Below are 16,333 nucleotides of genomic sequence, written 5' to 3'. Positions count from 1 at the left end.
TGTTGGCCCAGCGGGGAGGCGGGGCAAGGGCAGCCGGGTGAATTCTTGCGGGCTGCGCCTCCACACGGCGCTGACACGGCAGGGGCGAGGCTCCGGCGCAGTCATTCAGCCAGGGCCCTCCCATGAGCACACGCAAGGCTTTCCAGCGGTTCGCCGGATCCGTCGCCCATTATTCCGGTCGCCCGGTCACCTTTGTCCTGGCCGTGCTGGTGGTGGTGGCCTGGGCCGTCACCGGGCCGATGTTCGGCTTCGGCGACACCTGGCAGCTGGTCATCAATACCGGCACCACCATCGTGACTTTTCTGATGGTGTTCCTGATCCAGAACACCCAAAACCGCGATTCGACCGCCGTGCAGATCAAGCTGGACGAGTTGATCCGCAGCTCACAGGCGCACAACGCCTTGCTCAACCTGGAAGAGCTCGACGAGCAAACCCTCGACCGCATCCGGCGCAGCTACTGCCGGCTGGCCGAGCTGGCGCGCAATGAGCTGCAGCGCATCGAGGACGAGGACGACCCGTTCGAAGCCGAAAGCGAAACGCCTTAAACCATGTGCTCGCGACGATCGCGCGGCAGATGGTTGACCAGGAATTCCATCTGGTCGGCCAGGATGTTGCGGTTGGACAGGATCAGATGCTCCACCCAACTCGGGCGGTACGGCACCGCCAGCAGCGGCATATTGGCCTGCTGCGGTGTGCGGTTGCTCTTGCGCAGGTTGCACGCCAGGCAGGCGCTGACCACGTTTTCCCAGCTGTCCTTGCCTTGCTTGGAGATCGGCAGCACATGATCGCGGGTCAGTTCGCCGCGGCTGTAGCGCTGGCCGCAATACATGCACAGATAGCGGTCGCGGGCGAACAGCGCGGTATTGGTGAGCGCCGGCGAGGGATCGATGGCGTGATCGCGGCAGTGACCGGTGCTGGCAATGATGGGATGCAGGGACAGCGTGCTCTGCAGCCCGCTGAGGCGGTTATGGCCGCCATGCACCGTCAGGCAAGGGTCGCCCAGCGTCCAGGCCACGGCGTCGCGAACATAGAGGCAAACGGCCTCCTGCCAGCTGATCCAGTCGAGAATTCTGCCGGCGGCGTCCAATGACAGCACGCGGGTCGAATGAAGATCGACAACGCGGCCAGGTACTTCCATCAGCATGCAAAACCGTCCTTCAACCCAGGGGAATGAACGTTCGGGTGCCGCAAAGATGCTCGTATGTGGCCGAGGATAGACCAAATCCATGACAGAACACACGCAAATGGTTGTCAGGGCAGGGGAAGGCATGCCCGACGGGTGTTCTCGTGTCGGCGGAAGCGCTGATATAGTGTCCGTTCATTTGTAGACCCGAGGCCGGGTTTGGGAGGGGGAGCCTGGGTGGCGACCCCGGCACGGCTGGGGAGAGGTATTAACGTGGCTGAAGTTCTTTTCTACGAGCGTCCTGTTCCGCTCAACCGCACTGAACACAAGGATCTGCGCATCAAGCCGATCCCCAACCTCAAGTTCGCCGGCTCGGTGCACTCGGTGCCGCTGACCGGCGTGGAATTTCCCGCAGCCGCGCGCGACCTGCCGATCCTGTTTGGCGGCGTGACCGTCGAAGACGCCGGCCCGATGGCCCTGCTGGGCCTGCGCGAGAACGAGAACCTGTTCATCAACGAACAGGGGCACTGGGTGCCCAACACCTATATCCCGGCCTTCATCCGCCGCTATCCGTTCGTGCTGGCCGAAAAGCCGGTGGGCGCCGAAGGCGACGACTTCACCGTGTTCCTCGACGAAGCCTACGAAGGCTTCAACACCACCGAGGGCGAAGTCCTGTTCAAGGACGACGGCAGCGAGAGCGAAGTGCTGAACAACGCCGTGCGTTTCCTCGGCGAGTTCCAGCAGCACGTATCGCGCACGCAGTGGTTTATGGAGCAGCTGCGCAAGCACAAGCTGCTCGAGCCGCGCAACATCCGTCTGGAGAAGGATGGCAAGTCCATCAACCTCAACGGCTTGTTCGTGGTCAATGAAGAGAAGCTGCGCCAGCTCGACGAGCAGACCGCGCTCGAGTTCCTGCGTGAAGGCGTGTTCGGTTGGATCTATGCGCACCTGGTGTCGCTGGGCAATATCGACCGCGTGTCCCAGCGCCTCAGCGAGCGCGAGCAGGCCGAACTGGCTGCTTCCTCCGCGCTGAAGAACTGATGCAACTCGCGTCGCGGCGCCTGCGGGCGCCGCGACCTTGTCCGCGGCGTGCAAGGCGTTGCGGCTGAACTGTGCTTTATCCCGGCAAGGTCCGGCATCCTCACGCCATTCAAGCAGGGCCGGGCGATATGCTTGGGCCGAACGGGGCTGCGTGGCGCCGCCGACGCGATCCCCAGAACGGGGCGGGCATGTCCGAGCAGAACAAGCGCGTGGTGATGTCGTACGTCGACGCGTTCAACCGCGGCGACCTCGATGGCGTGTGCGCGTTGTTCGCGCCCGATGCCTTGATCCATGGCGCGCTGGGCTGGGGAGGCCTGGAGATGGCGCGCCCGGTGTGGGAGCAACTGATGCGCTGCTTCCAGATGAGCCTCGAAGTGGATGCGGTGGTGGCCGAAGGCGACACTGTCGTGGTGCGCTACACCGAGCGCGGTCGTTCGGTGCAATCGTTCCGCGGTGGCCCGGTCACCGGCAAGGATTACGAAGTGCTGGCGATGGAATGGTTCGTGGTGAAGGAAGGCCACATCGAACGCCGCTGGGGCGTGCGTGACACGGCGTCGATGTTCGCGCAGATGAGCTTGCCTCCGCCGTGAGTATCGCCTTCAGACGCCATAGGTAAGGCTGGGCCGCCAGTCGGCGCCGCGTCCTTCGGGCAGGCAGTCGAGCAGGTTCCATAGCGGCCAGATCGCATCGACGTGACGCGGATCCTGCCCCGGCTCTGGCGTCACGAACATCAACTCGCTGCACCAGGTGTGATGCACCTGGCCATCGCGCCTGAGAAAAATATTGAGCGCGGGCATCTGCCTGCCATCGGCGCTTTCGCCGTGGTAGTCGGCGCTGTACGTATTGTGCGCGGAGGACAGCAGATGCAGATGGCGCCAGCCGCGATCGCGCGCGAAATGGCGGATGCGCTGGATCGGCGACTTCGCTACCACCGCCACATTCACGCGCTGCCGAAGATGCGGCATCTCGCCGTCGAGCGCATCGAGTATCGACGAGCACGAGGGACAAGGCGCCGACATCGCCGGCCCGAACATGAAGCTGTAGATCGCCAGCGTGTCCTTGCCATCGGCAAACAGATCGGACAGGCGCGTCTGGCGTTCGATATCGGTATCGATCGGCGTGTCGCCTTCGTCGTCGAAGGCATAGTCCACCGGAACCGTGCCGCCCAGCGGCAGTGCACGGCGCAGCGCGGCGGTCGCTTCGGTCTGCCGCCGCAGCTCCATTTCCGCCCTCAGCAGGCGATCACGGGCGACCCGATAGGCAGGGCTTTCGCCGGGGAATCGAACGGTGTGCAGTGTGTCGGTCATGACTGTCTCCCGTCGTGCGGTGACTGCCGGCATGGCGCCCTGGGCGCCGACCATCGCTCAACGCACGGGCTTGGCCAGGCGCAGCAGGTCGGCGGCGTAGCCTGCGTTTTCGTAGACGGCGCGCGCGCGTTCATTGCCGGGGAACACTGCCAGCGTCACTAGCTGGCAGCGATGTTCGCGAGCCCAGTTTTCGGCGTGATCGAGCAGTGCGCGTCCCACCCCGCGGCCTTCGTGCTGGGCGGCCACGGCAAGATCGGAGATGTGGCAGTTGCTGCGGCCGGTGAAGTAATCCTGCGTTTTCTGCAGATGGATGAAGCCGACCGCCACGCCGTCGCTGTCTTCGGCCACAAACAAAAAGCTGTTGGCCGGCTGCTCATCCAGATGACGGCTGAGGTCCTTGCGGATGCCTTCGATGCATTCGTGGCGCCGCCGCCATGGCGGCAGGCTGAAGTCCACGAAACGAGGCACCAGGCCAAGGATGAAGTCGTCGTCGTCCTCGGCCAGACGGATCAGATAGCTGGTGTCGCTCATGCGGGAACAACCGGATTCGCGAAAGTAGAGCGTTTTCTACACCTACGGACGTCTAGACGGTAGTCCTGAAAATGTGAAGAGGCACTCGTGTGGTTCGTGGCCTGTCGCGCACAGGGTGCGCTCCCACACAAAGAAAAAGGCCCCTCCGTGATGGAGGGGCCTTGGGTGCATCACATCAGGCGATGGCGGGGATGGTATCCACGCCGGCCTCGATGGCGGCCTTGTGGGTCAGGCTGCGCGGCAGGATGCGGGCGAAGTAGAAGGTCGCGTTGTCACGCTTGGCCTGCTTGAACGCTTCCTGCTGGCTGCTGTTGGCCAGCGCGGCGGCGCCGCGTGCCGACATATAGGCCAGCGTGATGTAGCCGGAGTAATACAGGTAATCCATCGCCGAGGCGCCCAGCTCTTCCGGGTTGGCCTGCACGCGCTGGGCGAGGGTCAGGGTGAGGTCGGCCCATTCCTTGGCGTGCTTGGCGAGCGGACCGATCAGCCCGGCGAGCGAAGCATCCTGTGCGTGCTGCTGGCAGAACGCCAGGATCTCCTGCAGGAACAGCTTGAAGCCGGTGCCCTGCAGCTGGAGGATCTTGCGGCCCAGCAGGTCGGCCGCCTGGATGCCGGTGGTGCCTTCGTACAAGGTGATGATGCGGGCATCGCGCACGAACTGCTCCACGCCGTTTTCGGCGATGTAGCCGTGGCCGCCGTACACCTGCAGCGCTTCCTTGGTGCACTCCTGCGCGAGCTCGGTGACCACGCCCTTGGCGATCGGGATCAGGAACGCGACCAGGTCGCTGGCCTGCTTGCGCGTGGCTTCGTCGGCGCCGCGGGCTTCCACGTCGGTCTGCAGCGAGGTGTACAGCAGCAGCGCGCGCGAGGCTTCCACCAGGGAGCGCTGGGTGAGCAGCATGCGGCGCACGTCCGGCTGCACCATCAGATTGTCGGCCGGCTTGTCCGGGAACTTCGGGCCGGACAGGGCGCGGCCCTGCAGGCGCTCGCGCGCGTAGTTGGTGCTGTTCTGCAGCGCACGCTCGGACAGCGCCAAACCCTGCACACCCACGCCGAGGCGGGCGGCATTCATCATGGTGAACATGGCGGCCAGACCCTTGTGCGGCGCGCCGATCAGGAAACCTTCGGCCGCGTCGAAATTCATCACACAGGTGGCCGAACCGCGCAGGCCCATCTTGTGCTCGATGGCGCCGGCGGCAACGCTGTTGCGCTCGCCCAGCGAGCCATCGGCATTCACCTTGAACTTGGGCACGATGAACATCGAAATGCCGCGGCTGCCGGCCGGTGCATCGGGCAGGCGGGCCAGCACGAGATGGACGATGTTCTGCGCCAGGTCATGCTCGCCGGCGCTGATGAAGATCTTGGTGCCGGTGATCTTGTAGCTGCCGTTGTCGCCGGGTTCGGCGCGGGTCTTGAGCAGGCCAAGATCCGAGCCGGCCTGGGGCTCGGTCAGGCACATGGTGCCGGTCCAGCGGCCTTCGACGATCGGCTTGAGGTAGGTGTCCTGCTGATCCTGGGTGCCGTGCATCTCCATCGCATGGCAGGCGCCTTCGGACAGCAGCGGGTACAGGCTCCACGCCAGGTTGCCGCCCTGGAAGATCTCGCTGGTGGCGGTGCCCATCACATTGGGCAGGCCCTGGCCGCCGAAGCGTTCGGCCTGGATCAGGCCGGTCCAGCCGCCTTCGGCAAACGCCTTGAAGGCTTCCTTGAAACCCTTCGGCGTGGTCACCGTGTGGGTGGCCTTGTCGAAGTGGCAGCCTTCCTCATCGCCGCTGGCGTTGTACGGCGCCAGCACCGCTTCGCTCAGGCGGCCGGCTTCCTCCAGCACGGCGTCCAGCAGATCGCGCGTGTGACCCTCGCCGCCCTCCAGCTTGGTGAGCACGGCTTCGGCCCCGAGCACGTCAAAGAGGGTGTAGCGCTGGTCGTCGAGAGGGGCCTTGTAGATCGTCATGGCAGAGTTCCTTCGTGGGTCATGCAGGCGCCGACATCAGCGCCAGGTGTTGGGGATCCCCGGCACCGGCGACAGCCAGTCATTGCCGTGGAAACTGAAATCGCGAGCTTCTTTTTCCTGCTCGGGCTTGGCGTTCGCCGTGCCGGTCACGTTGTAGGGCACGCTGCCCGCACTGCCTTTGACGGCGGCGGCCTTGAGCGCGGCGGTCATCTCCGGCGTAGGCAGCAGGTTGATCTGGGTGACGTCGGCGGCGAAGGGGGGAATGTCCAGATCGAACGCCGTATGCAGGCGGACGGGCACCAGTTCGGCCACCTGCAGCTGGCCATCGAGCGAGGTGAAATCCATCGAACCGTAGCTGTTGTTCTGGATGCGCAACGTCACGCGCCATTCGCCGTTGGGCTGGGTGCGCATCTCCTGGATGCTCACCGTCGGCGGAAACACGCTCTTCTTGGGCGGCCCACAGGCCACCAGACCAGCCACCAACACGAGCAGCACTACCCAACCGAGCAGTCGTTTCATGGATGCACCTCAAACGATTGTTTGAATCTTAGCAGGAGGACCTCGTGGTCTGTCCACGGGGTTCCGCTGTCCGGGATTCATCTCAGCGCGAATGCGATTACGTCGTCGTGACCAACGCGCCAGAGGTTCCCATTGCGCAACGCAGCAGGCATCATCTCCGGCTCATCCCCCACTGCCTCCTGCCCATGACCCGACGTATCGTTGCCCGCCGCTCCCCCATCCATGGCAATGGCGTGTTCGCCGTCGCTCCGATCAAGAAGGGCGAGGAAGTCGTCGAGTACAAGGGCACGCTGATGAGCCATGCCGAGGCCGATGGGCTCTACGGCGATGGTGGCGAAACCGGGCATACGTTCCTGTTCACGCTCAACGACGAATGGCTGATCGATGCCAATCGCAAGGGCAACACGGCACGCTGGATCAACCACAGCTGCGATCCCAATTGCCAGGCCGTGATCGAGGAAAGCGCGAACGGCGACGCTCGCAAAGATCGCGTGCTGATCGAGGCGATCCGCAACATCAAGCCCGGCGAAGAACTCACCTACGACTACGGCATCACCCTGGACGTGCCCCATACCGCGCGCCTGAAGAAGCTGTGGCAGTGCCTGTGCGGCTCGCCCAAGTGCAGCGGCACGTTGTTGAAGGCCAAGCGCTGAAGCCCTGCGATCCCCTTGTAGGAGCGCACTTGTGCGCGACCGCGGAATCGCAACTCACCTCAGTACACGCTCTTAGCGACACACGCACCAGCGGCGGGCGTCCTCGCGGACGCCGGTCGCGCACAAGTGCGCTCCTACAAGGGTGAGGTGGCCTGGGGGTCTTTCGGATACTCGATCCGGATCACCTCGATCACCAAGTCCCCCGCCGGCCGCTGCCACGTCACCTCATCACCCACGCGGGCGCCCAGCAGGGCCTTGGCCAGCGGCGAGACGTGACTCACCAGGCCGTGTTCCACGTCGGCCTCGTCTTCGCCGACGATGCGGTAGCGTACTTCGCCCTCGTCGCTGTCCACTGTCACCAGCGCGCCGAACGCCACGCGGTCGCGTGGCTGTTGCGCCAGGTCGATTTCGATCGCGCTGCCGACCCGCGTATTGAGCCAGCGCAGTTCGCGCTCCACCTCGGCCAGCTCGCGCTGCTGCGGCAAGGTGTCGGCGGCAGCGCGCAGCGCGTCGCGCCGTTCGCGCATGGCGACCAGCCGTGCACGCAGCAGCGCCAGTCCACGCTTCGTCACAACATTGGGGTGTTCGCTCAGCGGGATATCCGGCAGCCGTTCGCCGACGGACTCGTCCGCATCCTTCACGAAGGAGCGGCTCATCGCATGCCTCCAGCGCCGTCCATTTCGGCGCGTCTCCATTAAACACATGCGGCGTATTTGCGGCGCCTCAAGCTGGGGAGGCGCACGAGCGCGACGCCGGTCGCGCCCGTTCAGGCCTTGCTACGGGGTCAGTCGTCGTCCACGTGCGGCTTCCACGCCTCGGCCAGCTGTTTCTGTACCGGCATCGGCACCGGTTCGTAGTGACTGAGATCCAGGCTGTAGCGGCCGCGGCCACCCGTCATCGCCTTCAGCTCGGTGGGGTAGTCGGTGAGTTCGGCCAGAGGCGCCTGCGCCTTGATCACCAGCTCGCCGCCGCGCAAGGAATCGGTGCCCATGATGCGCGCGCGCTTGCCGGCTAGTCCGCCAGTCACGTCACCCACGTTGGCTTCCGGGATGGCCACTTCCACGTCCACGATGGGTTCGAGCACGATCGGCCGGGCCTTGCCGATCGCATCGAGAAATGCCTTTTTGCCGGCGCTGATGAAGGCCACTTCCTTGGAGTCCACCGCGTGGTATTTGCCGTCGTAGACGGTGACGCGCACGTCCTGGATCGGATAGCCCGCGATGGCGCCGGTTTCCAGCGCCTGGCGCACGCCTTTCTCGATGGCGGGGAGAAACTGCCCCGGAATCACGCCGCCTTTGATCGCATCGACGAACTCGAAACCGGCACCGCGATCGAGCGGTTCGACGCGCAGAAACACCTCGCCGAACTGGCCGGCGCCACCGGTTTGCTTCTTGTGCCGATGATGGCCTTCCGCACGCCCGGCAATGGTTTCGCGGTAGGCGATGCGCGGCGGATGCGTGGTCACTTCGACGCTGTAACGCTCCTTCATGCGCTCCAGCATCACCTTCAGATGCAGGTCGGAAAGTCCGCGCACCACCGTCTCGTTGAGTTCCTTGTGATGCTCCACGCGGAAGCACGGATCTTCTTCGGCGAGGCGGCTGATGGCCTGGGAGAGTTTCTGTTCCTGTCCCTTGTGTTTGGGTTCGAGCGCCAGGCCGAACATGGGCTGCGGAAAACGCATTGGCGCGAGATGGATGCGGTCTTCGTCGTGCGAATCGTGCAGCACGGCGTCGAAATGGATTTCCTCGATTTTCGCCACGGCCACGATGTCGCCGGGTATCGCCTGTTCGATCTCCTCGTGCGACTTGCCGCGCAAGCGGAACAGGTGTCCCACCTTGAAGGGTTTCTTGCTGTCGTCGATGAACAGCTGCGTGTCGCGCTTGACCGTGCCTTGCCAGACGCGGAACACGCCAAGCTTGCCCACAAACGGATCGTTGACGATCTTGAAGACGTCGGCGATCACGTGCGCCCTGGGATCGGCGTTGACGGTAATCGTTTCGTCGTCGCTATTGAGAAACGGCGGCGGATTGCCTTCGGCCGGATTGGGCAGCAGGCGTTCGGCCAGTTCCAGGAATTCCTTGAGGCCGGCGCCGGTACGCGTGCTGACGAAGCAGATCGGCACCAGATGCCCTTCGCGCAGGCATTGCTCGAACGCGTCGTGCAATTCCTGCGGCGTGAGGTCGCCTTCACCCGCATCGAGATAGTGGCCCATCACGGTTTCGTTGACTTCCACCACCTGGTCGAGAATGCGCTGGTGCGCTTCGGCCAGCGACGAGAAGTCGGTGGCGCCATCACTGTGGAAAAAGCAGTCGAGCACCTTCGTGCCGCCTTCGGCCGGAAGATTCACGGGCAGGCATTGCGTGCCGAATTCCTCGCGCAGCGCATCCACCAGTGGCGCGAGCTTGGCCACGTCGCAATCGATCTTGTTGATCACCAGCACGCGCGCCAGTTTGCGTTCGCCCGCGCGCTCCATGATGCGGCGCGTGCCGTATTCGATGCCGTTGGAGGCATTGACCACGATGGCCACGGTTTCCACCGCGGCGAATGCCGACAGCGTAGGCCCGCGAAAATCGGCGTAGCCCGCCGTGTCGATCAGGTTGATATGGCTCTGTCCGAACGGGATGCTGGCAATGGCGGTATCGATCGAATGCCCGCGCGCTTTTTCCTGTTCGTCCGTATCGGACTGGGTCGTGCCGCGCTCTACCGACCCTTGGTTCTGGATCACGCCGCCGGCGTGCAGCAGGGCTTCGAACAGCGTGGTCTTGCCGGCGCCGGCATGTCCGGCAAGCGCGATGTTGCGGATGTTTTCCGTGTTGTACGACACGATGCGACCCTCCCATGGCTGGGCGCGGGTTCGTGCCGACGTGACCTGCGGCGCCGCACGAAGCCGCGCGAGCGGCTGACGATGGCGGGCCGTCATGGTCGTCCAGGCGTGCAGGACGCGGGGGCGGTCATGGCGGGTACGGCCGGGTTGGCCGTTTGTGTAGATTTTCGCCAATGGCCGCCCGGGTCAAGTTGCAGTGCGATGAACCCGCCAAACGGCGTCAACGGGGAACCCTCGGCGCTTGCGCGGGTCAGCAGAAGTCCCCATCCCCGCATGGCCGCCCCGGATGGCCGGCCGGCAGCCCCCGCAGTCCAGAAGAGATTCCCCATCGAGCACACCGAGCAGGTCGAACACCATCGCTGGACGCCCCCGGGCCCGCCAACGCGTGGGCTGGCGCCTCTCGACGGACCCACGCGCGCGATGCTGCATCAGCTGCGCTGGCGAAAGCCTCCGCCCAACCGCGGGCGTCGCTGGCTGGCGCTGGGCATCGTGCTGGTGCTGCACGTGCTGTTTGGCTGGCTGACCTGGCACGAGATGCAAGTGGGCAAGGCGGCCGCGCGGGCCCAGCAGGAGCGCACGGGTGCGCTGCTGGTGCGGTTGATACCTCGCGCGACCACGCCGCCGGGACCAGTCGCCGCACCCGAGCTGGCACCGCCACCGCCGCCGGAGCCGGCATCACCACCACGTCCGGTCAACAAGCCGGTGGTGCACGAGCCGCCGGCGAAGAACGCCATGACAGTAAGTCTGCCGCCCGAGCCGCCGGCGCCTGCCAGTTCCAGCCCGCCCTCGCCGCAGCCGGATCTTGCCGGTCAGGCCGCGCTGCCTGCCACGGCAAGCACGGCCGCTCCCGCGCCCGAGGGCGACTATGTGCGCCAGATGCCGCAGGGCGATGCGAAGATCATGCAGCACACGACCACCGTGCCGTACAAGGCCACCCGCTTCGAGAAGGACTGGCAGAAGGGCGGTGGCAGCTCGGTCGATGACGCGCTCAAAAAAGGCGTGGACAAGAGCACCGTCTCGCACACCTTCCACATCGCACCCGGCGTGCGCATCCATTGCTCCGTTTCGCTGCTGGCCTTGGGTGGCGGCTGCGGTGGCGACCCGCCGCCGCCTCCGCCATCCAATGACGGCGACATGCGCATGAACATGGCGCCGGCCAACCAGCTGGCGCCCGGTTCGCCGCCGCCCAAGACCATCAGCGTGGCCGAATGCATCGCCATCTATCGCGCGGAGAAACCGCTGCCGCAGGGCTGTCCGGTCGACACGCCGACGCGCTCGGTCGACGCCGAGATGCAGGAACGGGCGTCGCATCCATCGACGCAGGACGGCGGTTGAGCAGGGGACTGCTCAGAACCTCGTCACTGCCCATTACACTTCGCCCATGGACAGGGAATCCGCGGGCCGGCTGACAGTGACGCTTCCATCGCCCAAGTCGGCGGCGGAGAGCGCGGGCGTCTATCGTCGGCGCCGCGCGGAACGTCCGCGCGACCGCTGGTTGCGCATCATCGCCTTCGTCGGCGCGCTGTTCGTCCATCTCGCTTTTCTGGTCGGCATCATCCTGGGGCCTGCCTACGAGCTGGATGAACTCAACGACGAAACGCCGCCGCTGGTGGTGCGCCTGATCGAGAAAGCCAAGGAAGAACCGCCACCGCCGCCGCCGGTGCGCGGCACGCCGCCCAAGCAGGTGGGTCCGGTGCATCGGGGCAACGCGAGCAATGCGCCGCGCACGGCGCGCCGCAGCAGCTCGTCCACGCGCACCAATAACGATCTTTCGCCCGTACCGGTGCCGGCCATGCAGACGCCGGTGGTCACCGATGTGCCCAAGGCCACCGCGCCCAAGCCGGAAATCACCGCTGCGCCACTGCCGCCGGTGACGTTGCCCAAGCCGGCGCCTGCCGAACAGCTGCAACCGGTGCCCACGGCGCCGGAGCCGCCGCAGGTCGCGTTGGAAACGCCGGCCATAGAGAAGCCGGTGCCGCCGAAATTCCAGCCCGAGCCCATTCGCAAACCGCAGGCGGAAGGCAACCAGCCGGTGCAACCGCCGGCCTCGCTCGCGCTACCTGAGGTGCCGCCGCAATCGGCGCCGGTGGTCACCCCACCGACCGTCGCGCTGGAAAAAGCGGTGCCGGTCACCACGCCGCCGAGCATTGCGGCCGTGCCCCGACCCGAAGCCCCCGCTTCGCCGCCCGAACCGGAGTTGCAGGCTGTGCCGCTGCCGGCGCAGGCGGCGCCTACCGTGAACCTGCAGCCGCAGCCGAGCCCGGTGGCGCCGGTGGTGCCGCGCGAACAGCCGACGATCGAATCGCCGGCGATCCGCGTGGCGGAAGAGCCGCAGCTGGAAGCCGTGCCGTTGCCACCTAATCCGCAGCCGTCGCTGGAACATCCGCAGGCGCCGCACCTGGACGTCGCGGCACCCAAGGCCATCGCGCTGGACAACCAGCCGTCGATCGAGCGACCGCAGCTATCGGAGACTCCAGCGGAGGCGGCGCCCACTCAGAATGCCGCGCCGTCGTCGGCAGCCAACGCATCGACGCAAAGCGCATCCAGCGCGCAGTCCAACACCGCCAGCAACGAGTCGAGCCGATCGTCCAGCGAAAGCGGCCAGAGCAGTGCGCCCAACGCGACGCCGCAGGGCAGCCGCACGGGTACGCCAGGTCAGGCCAACGGCGTCGACCAGTCGCCCAACGTCGCCGGTGGCAAGGGGCTCAATCTCGGCTTGCCGCCCGGCAAGGGCAACGGAACCAGCAACGGTCAGGGCGGCAAAGGGCAGGGCGAGCAGGAAGGCGCCGTGGGCACCTATGTCCAGCTCAAGCCGCACGGCAATACCGAGATCATGTCGCACGGCACGCCTAGCATCGGCTATACGCCCACGCGGTTCGAAAAGGATTGGACGCCCGAAGGGGAAAGCTCGATCGACACGGCACTGCGCCGCGCGGTCGAGAAAACCACCATGCGCCACACCTTCAACCTGCCGCGCGGCGTGCGCGTGGAATGCGTGGTGATGCCGCTGTTCCCGATGGCGCTGTTTGGTTGCGGCGACGGCAATCCGCCGCCAAAGCCGGTGGACGACGTGGTCTACGACAAGATGAAATTGGCGCCGACCCATCCGCTGGTTCCGCCTGCACCGGGCGCCGCCGCGCCAACAATGGCGACCGTGAAGCTCGACAACAGCGCCCAATGCGCCGCGGCGCGCGTGGCCGGTGGCCCCATGCCGCCAGGCTGTCCGACTGAAGTGACCCTGCCGGCAGGTCCAGCGCGCAGCAGCACGACGTGGGTACCCGCGAGCGACCAGTTCCACTGATCGCTGGGGCCATCACGTCGGCGGCGCCCGCTTGGCGTGGTGGGGTCCGGCGCAGTGCCGTCACTCACCCATGCATCGCGCGTTTAGCGCAGGATGCCGTCGGTTTTCAGCTTGGGAATCAGCGCTTGCGCAAGCTGTGTGGTCGCCTTGGGAATGTCGTTGATGCCGATCCCCTGGGTAGTGACCGTCCAGATCAATTTCTCCGAACGCGGATCCCACACGCTCGTTTCCAGCGTCACCACGTCGTATTGCTGCACGTCGGGGGTCGATGCCCACGCGCCGCCGTACCAGCCATAGAAGCCGCCATACATCGGGCCGCTCGGCGTGACGCTGACCCTTTGCTCCACGCGTTGCACGCGCGTCACCAGCACGGCCTGGGCGCCGCTGGACTTGACCAGGTCGCGCAGACCAATCGCACCGGTGGTGCCTGCGGGTATCTGCGTATAGCTGGGGGCGGCCTGGATGCCTGCGGCCTGCAGCTGCTGCGAGAAGGTGTCCTCAAAGACGTGGCGCATGGTGTCGCTGCGCGAGATGCCCACGACCACCACGTTGGTTGCAGGCGGTCCCGGCCACGACGGATCGCGCCACTGGCTGGTGATGCTGACGTTGGAACACGCGCTCAGCACAAGGCCGGCGACGATCACGAGCAGACGCAACGCTTTCATGGCGATGGCTCCTGGAAGGCCCGTCCAACGGGCGGGTGGCAAAGCGATTGTGCGGTGGGGTTCGTGGAGACTTCGCGATAATTGACGCCCACTCTCATGGCGAGGGTCGCAGCAGCGAACCGAAAGTGAGATAGACCGAATTGTGGCCGCCCTGGGCGTAGCCATAGCCGAGGAACAATGGCCCCAGGGGCGTTTGTACGCCCAGGAACATGCTGCCGGCATAGATCAGCGAACCCAGGTCGACCTGGCTGCGGCTCTGCCAGGCATTGCCCGCTTCCAGGCTTGCGCCGATATAGATCGGCGTCGAAAAGAGCGCGTCCATCTGGCCGGTGCGCCGGTACACCACGGCGCGACCGAGCACGGCCTGGTCGCCATGCAGCGAGCGCTCCGCGAAGCCGGAAAGATTCAGGAAGCCGCCCAGAAACTGCTGCGCCTCGAAGAACCGGTCCATCTGCGCGTCATGCGAGAGGGCACTGGTGGCGCGCAGACCCAGCAGCAGGTGATAGCGGGACTGCGCCAGTCCGAAATCGGGGACCCAGTCCGCGTTCAATTGCGCCACGTCGCCGGTCTGATTGCCGCCCAGCCACGGCCGGTACATGTCATAGGACAGGTTGATATGCGCACCCTTGGACGGAAATTGCGCGTTGTCCAGGCTGTCCCAATCCAACCCCACCTTGGCCTGGCTATAGTCCTGCTGCGCGTTGAAAAAATCCCCGGGGTCGCCAATGCGCAAATCGCCTTTGTCGCGTCCACGCGTATAGGCGGCCAGCACGCGCCAATAGGAGAACGGCGACCATCCTGTTTCGAAGCCCAGATAGCTGCGCTTGATCCGGTATTCCGCCAGCTGCCTGTCGCCATCGGAGGTGAAGACCGGGAAGTCTTCGTTGCGCAGCAGGCCATAAGGCATCACATAAGTCGATGCGCCTTGGCCGAACGGTTGATAGAACTCGGTGGCCACACCGCCGATGCGCCCGGCCCACAAGGTGCTGCGCCATTCGGCACCGAGGCGATTGAGGTTGGTCGCGGTGATTTCCGCGGAAATCAGGTACTCGCTGCGACCGGCAAAATCATCGTTCAACTCGAAACCGAGCTTGCCGTACAGCGGACCCCAGGGCTTGTCGCGTGGAATGATCAACAGCCCGCGATCATTGCCCTGCTGCTGCAGGCGGTAGTCGATCTGCTGGTAGTTGCCGCGGCCGTAGATGCTGCCAATTTGTTCTTCCAGCTTGTTCGGATCGAACGGCTTGCCGACGTCCTTGCTGAGGCGCTCGTCGACATACTGAGCCGTGTCCGTGTGCGCGGCGTCCACCTTGAGGAAGGCGACCAGTCCAGGGTCGAACTCTCGTTGCCGGTGTTGTGCGGTGTAGCTCGCCCATTCCTCCGGACCCACGGACAGCGCCTTCAGCCGAGGCAGCGCCGCTTCGGCGGCGGCGCGACCAATGGCGATGGCCTGGGTGCCGCGATTGAATTCCGCGGCGCTCATGTCGCCGAGCGCCGGCGTGATCAGGATGTCGTTGCTGCCCAATGTGGCGAGCTGCTGCCGGGTTTTGTCTTCCATCAACGCGCTCACCATCTGGTTGAGCACGGCCAGCGGATTGCTCAGTTGCTCGCGCTTGGCCAGCGGCGAACCGACGTTCACCACGATCAATTGCGTGGCGCCCATGCTGCGCGCAACATCGATCGGCACGTTGTCCATCAGGCCGCCATCGACCAGCAGCAGATCATCGACATTGGTGGGCGCGAAGGCGCCGGGCACGGACATGCTGGAGCGGATCGACAGCGCCAGATCGCCCGAACCGAACACCACCGCCTTGCCTGCCACGATGTCGGTGGCGATCGCGCGGAACGGTATGGGCAATTGATCGAAGTCGTGCACGTTCCAGGTGGAAATCAGCAGGCGGCGCAGCAACAGCAACAGCTTCTGGCCCTGCACCACGCCGGCCGGCGTGATGATGTGGCCGTTCTTGTAGCCCACTTCGAAATTGAGCAGATAGCGGTAATCGGCATCCTTGCGGCGCATCGGCAGTTCGCCGCGCGCGGGGTTGTCTGAAAACAGGTCGTCCCAGTCGAGCGAGGTGATGATCTCGTGCATTTCCTGTGGCGAATAACCGGCCGCGTACATGCCTCCCACGATGGAGCCCATGCTGGTGCCGGAAATACGGCAGACCGGGATGTGCTCGCGCTCGAGTACTTCAAGCACGCCGATGTGCGCCGCGCCGCGCGCGCCGCCACCGCCAAGCACCAAGCCGATGCATCGGCCCGACGCAGGAGGCGGTGCGGATTGCGCCCAGACGGGCAGCACGGCACACAGGCAGAGCAAGAGGAACAAGCCAACGCGTCGACGCATTCTTACCCCCAGGCACGCAAACGGCGTTACTTTGAGTAGCGCCGAGTGAAGGCATCCTAGGGCAGAATTTC

15 protein-coding genes are annotated in these 16,333 nt (G+C 65.3%); 6 read left to right on the top strand and 9 right to left on the bottom strand.

Features of this window, described 5'->3' with window-relative positions; genetic code table 11:
* Positions 1–122: 122 nt before the first annotated feature.
* Complete coding sequence (locus tag AB4Y82_RS10870; RefSeq protein WP_441603103.1) at positions 123–545, top strand: low affinity iron permease family protein; 423 nt, start codon at positions 123–125, stop codon at positions 543–545.
* Here the strand turns inward: AB4Y82_RS10870 and AB4Y82_RS10865 are convergent.
* Positions 542–1,144 (bottom strand): HNH endonuclease, encoded by a 603-nt coding sequence (locus AB4Y82_RS10865; RefSeq protein ID WP_046971024.1) that lies wholly within the window; start codon positions 1,142–1,144, stop codon positions 542–544. The genes AB4Y82_RS10870 and AB4Y82_RS10865 overlap by 4 nt on opposite strands.
* Positions 1,145–1,396: 252 nt before the next feature.
* On the opposite strand from AB4Y82_RS10865, the gene AB4Y82_RS10860 reads away from it, so the two are divergent.
* Together AB4Y82_RS10860 and AB4Y82_RS10855 are read left to right on the top strand one after the other, a co-directional pair.
* Positions 1,397–2,164 (top strand): SapC family protein, encoded by a 768-nt coding sequence (locus AB4Y82_RS10860; protein WP_441603102.1) that lies wholly within the window; start codon positions 1,397–1,399, stop codon positions 2,162–2,164.
* Between the two features lie 188 nt (positions 2,165–2,352).
* Entirely contained in the window at positions 2,353–2,754 is a 402-nt protein-coding gene (locus AB4Y82_RS10855; protein ID WP_441603101.1) for an ester cyclase, read from the top strand.
* A gap of 9 nt (positions 2,755–2,763) precedes the next feature.
* Here the strand turns inward: AB4Y82_RS10855 and AB4Y82_RS10850 are convergent, their stop codons facing one another.
* The 4 genes from AB4Y82_RS10850 to AB4Y82_RS10835 all read right to left on the bottom strand — a co-directional run bounded on the left by AB4Y82_RS10850 (position 2,764) and on the right by AB4Y82_RS10835 (position 6,472).
* Complete coding sequence (locus AB4Y82_RS10850) at positions 2,764–3,471, bottom strand: DUF899 family protein (protein WP_441603100.1); 708 nt, start codon at positions 3,469–3,471, stop codon at positions 2,764–2,766.
* 57 nt (positions 3,472–3,528) lie between these two features.
* Positions 3,529–4,002: a GNAT family N-acetyltransferase gene (locus AB4Y82_RS10845; RefSeq protein ID WP_441603099.1), complete on the bottom strand. Its 474-nt coding sequence runs from the start codon at positions 4,000–4,002 to the stop codon at positions 3,529–3,531.
* A gap of 175 nt (positions 4,003–4,177) precedes the next feature.
* Positions 4,178–5,953: an acyl-CoA dehydrogenase C-terminal domain-containing protein gene (locus tag AB4Y82_RS10840; RefSeq protein WP_441603098.1), complete on the bottom strand. Its 1,776-nt coding sequence runs from the start codon at positions 5,951–5,953 to the stop codon at positions 4,178–4,180.
* 36 nt (positions 5,954–5,989) lie between these two features.
* Positions 5,990–6,472, bottom strand: a complete 483-nt coding sequence (locus AB4Y82_RS10835; protein WP_441603097.1) for a hypothetical protein — start codon at positions 6,470–6,472, stop codon at positions 5,990–5,992.
* A 185-nt stretch (positions 6,473–6,657) separates the two neighbouring features.
* On the opposite strand from AB4Y82_RS10835, the gene AB4Y82_RS10830 reads away from it, so the two are divergent.
* Positions 6,658–7,125, top strand: a complete 468-nt coding sequence (locus AB4Y82_RS10830) for an SET domain-containing protein (RefSeq protein ID WP_441603096.1) — start codon at positions 6,658–6,660, stop codon at positions 7,123–7,125.
* Between the two features lie 134 nt (positions 7,126–7,259).
* On the opposite strand, the gene AB4Y82_RS10825 is transcribed toward AB4Y82_RS10830, so the two are convergent.
* Positions 7,260–7,781, bottom strand: coding sequence for a GreA/GreB family elongation factor (locus tag AB4Y82_RS10825; protein ID WP_441603095.1), 522 nt, complete (start codon positions 7,779–7,781; stop codon positions 7,260–7,262).
* Between the two features lie 128 nt (positions 7,782–7,909).
* Positions 7,910–9,949, bottom strand: coding sequence for an elongation factor G (gene fusA / locus AB4Y82_RS10820; RefSeq protein ID WP_441603160.1), 2,040 nt, complete (start codon positions 9,947–9,949; stop codon positions 7,910–7,912).
* A gap of 420 nt (positions 9,950–10,369) precedes the next feature.
* On the opposite strand from fusA, the gene AB4Y82_RS10815 reads away from it, so the two are divergent.
* The gene (locus AB4Y82_RS10815) at positions 10,370–11,284 is read left to right on the top strand and encodes a hypothetical protein (RefSeq protein WP_441603094.1); all 915 of its coding nucleotides are present in this window, start codon (positions 10,370–10,372) and stop codon (positions 11,282–11,284) included.
* Positions 11,285–11,330: 46 nt separating this feature from the next.
* Positions 11,331–13,250, top strand: coding sequence for a hypothetical protein (locus tag AB4Y82_RS10810; RefSeq protein ID WP_441603093.1), 1,920 nt, complete (start codon positions 11,331–11,333; stop codon positions 13,248–13,250).
* Positions 13,251–13,333: 83 nt separating this feature from the next.
* Here AB4Y82_RS10810 and AB4Y82_RS10805 read toward each other — a convergent pair whose 3' ends face one another.
* Together AB4Y82_RS10805 and AB4Y82_RS10800 are read right to left on the bottom strand one after the other, a co-directional pair.
* Entirely contained in the window at positions 13,334–13,915 is a 582-nt protein-coding gene (locus AB4Y82_RS10805) for a hypothetical protein (RefSeq protein ID WP_441603092.1), read from the bottom strand.
* Positions 13,916–14,009: 94 nt separating this feature from the next.
* Positions 14,010–16,262, bottom strand: coding sequence for a patatin-like phospholipase family protein (locus AB4Y82_RS10800; RefSeq protein WP_441603091.1), 2,253 nt, complete (start codon positions 16,260–16,262; stop codon positions 14,010–14,012).
* Positions 16,263–16,333 lie beyond the last annotated feature (71 nt).

Origin of the sequence: Dyella sp. 2YAF14 (assembly GCF_052114725.1) — a bacterium.
Classification (GTDB): domain Bacteria; phylum Pseudomonadota; class Gammaproteobacteria; order Xanthomonadales; family Rhodanobacteraceae; genus Dyella.
The sequence above is the reverse complement of the archived record's forward strand: the minus strand, read 5'-3'. Positions and strand labels throughout refer to the sequence as shown.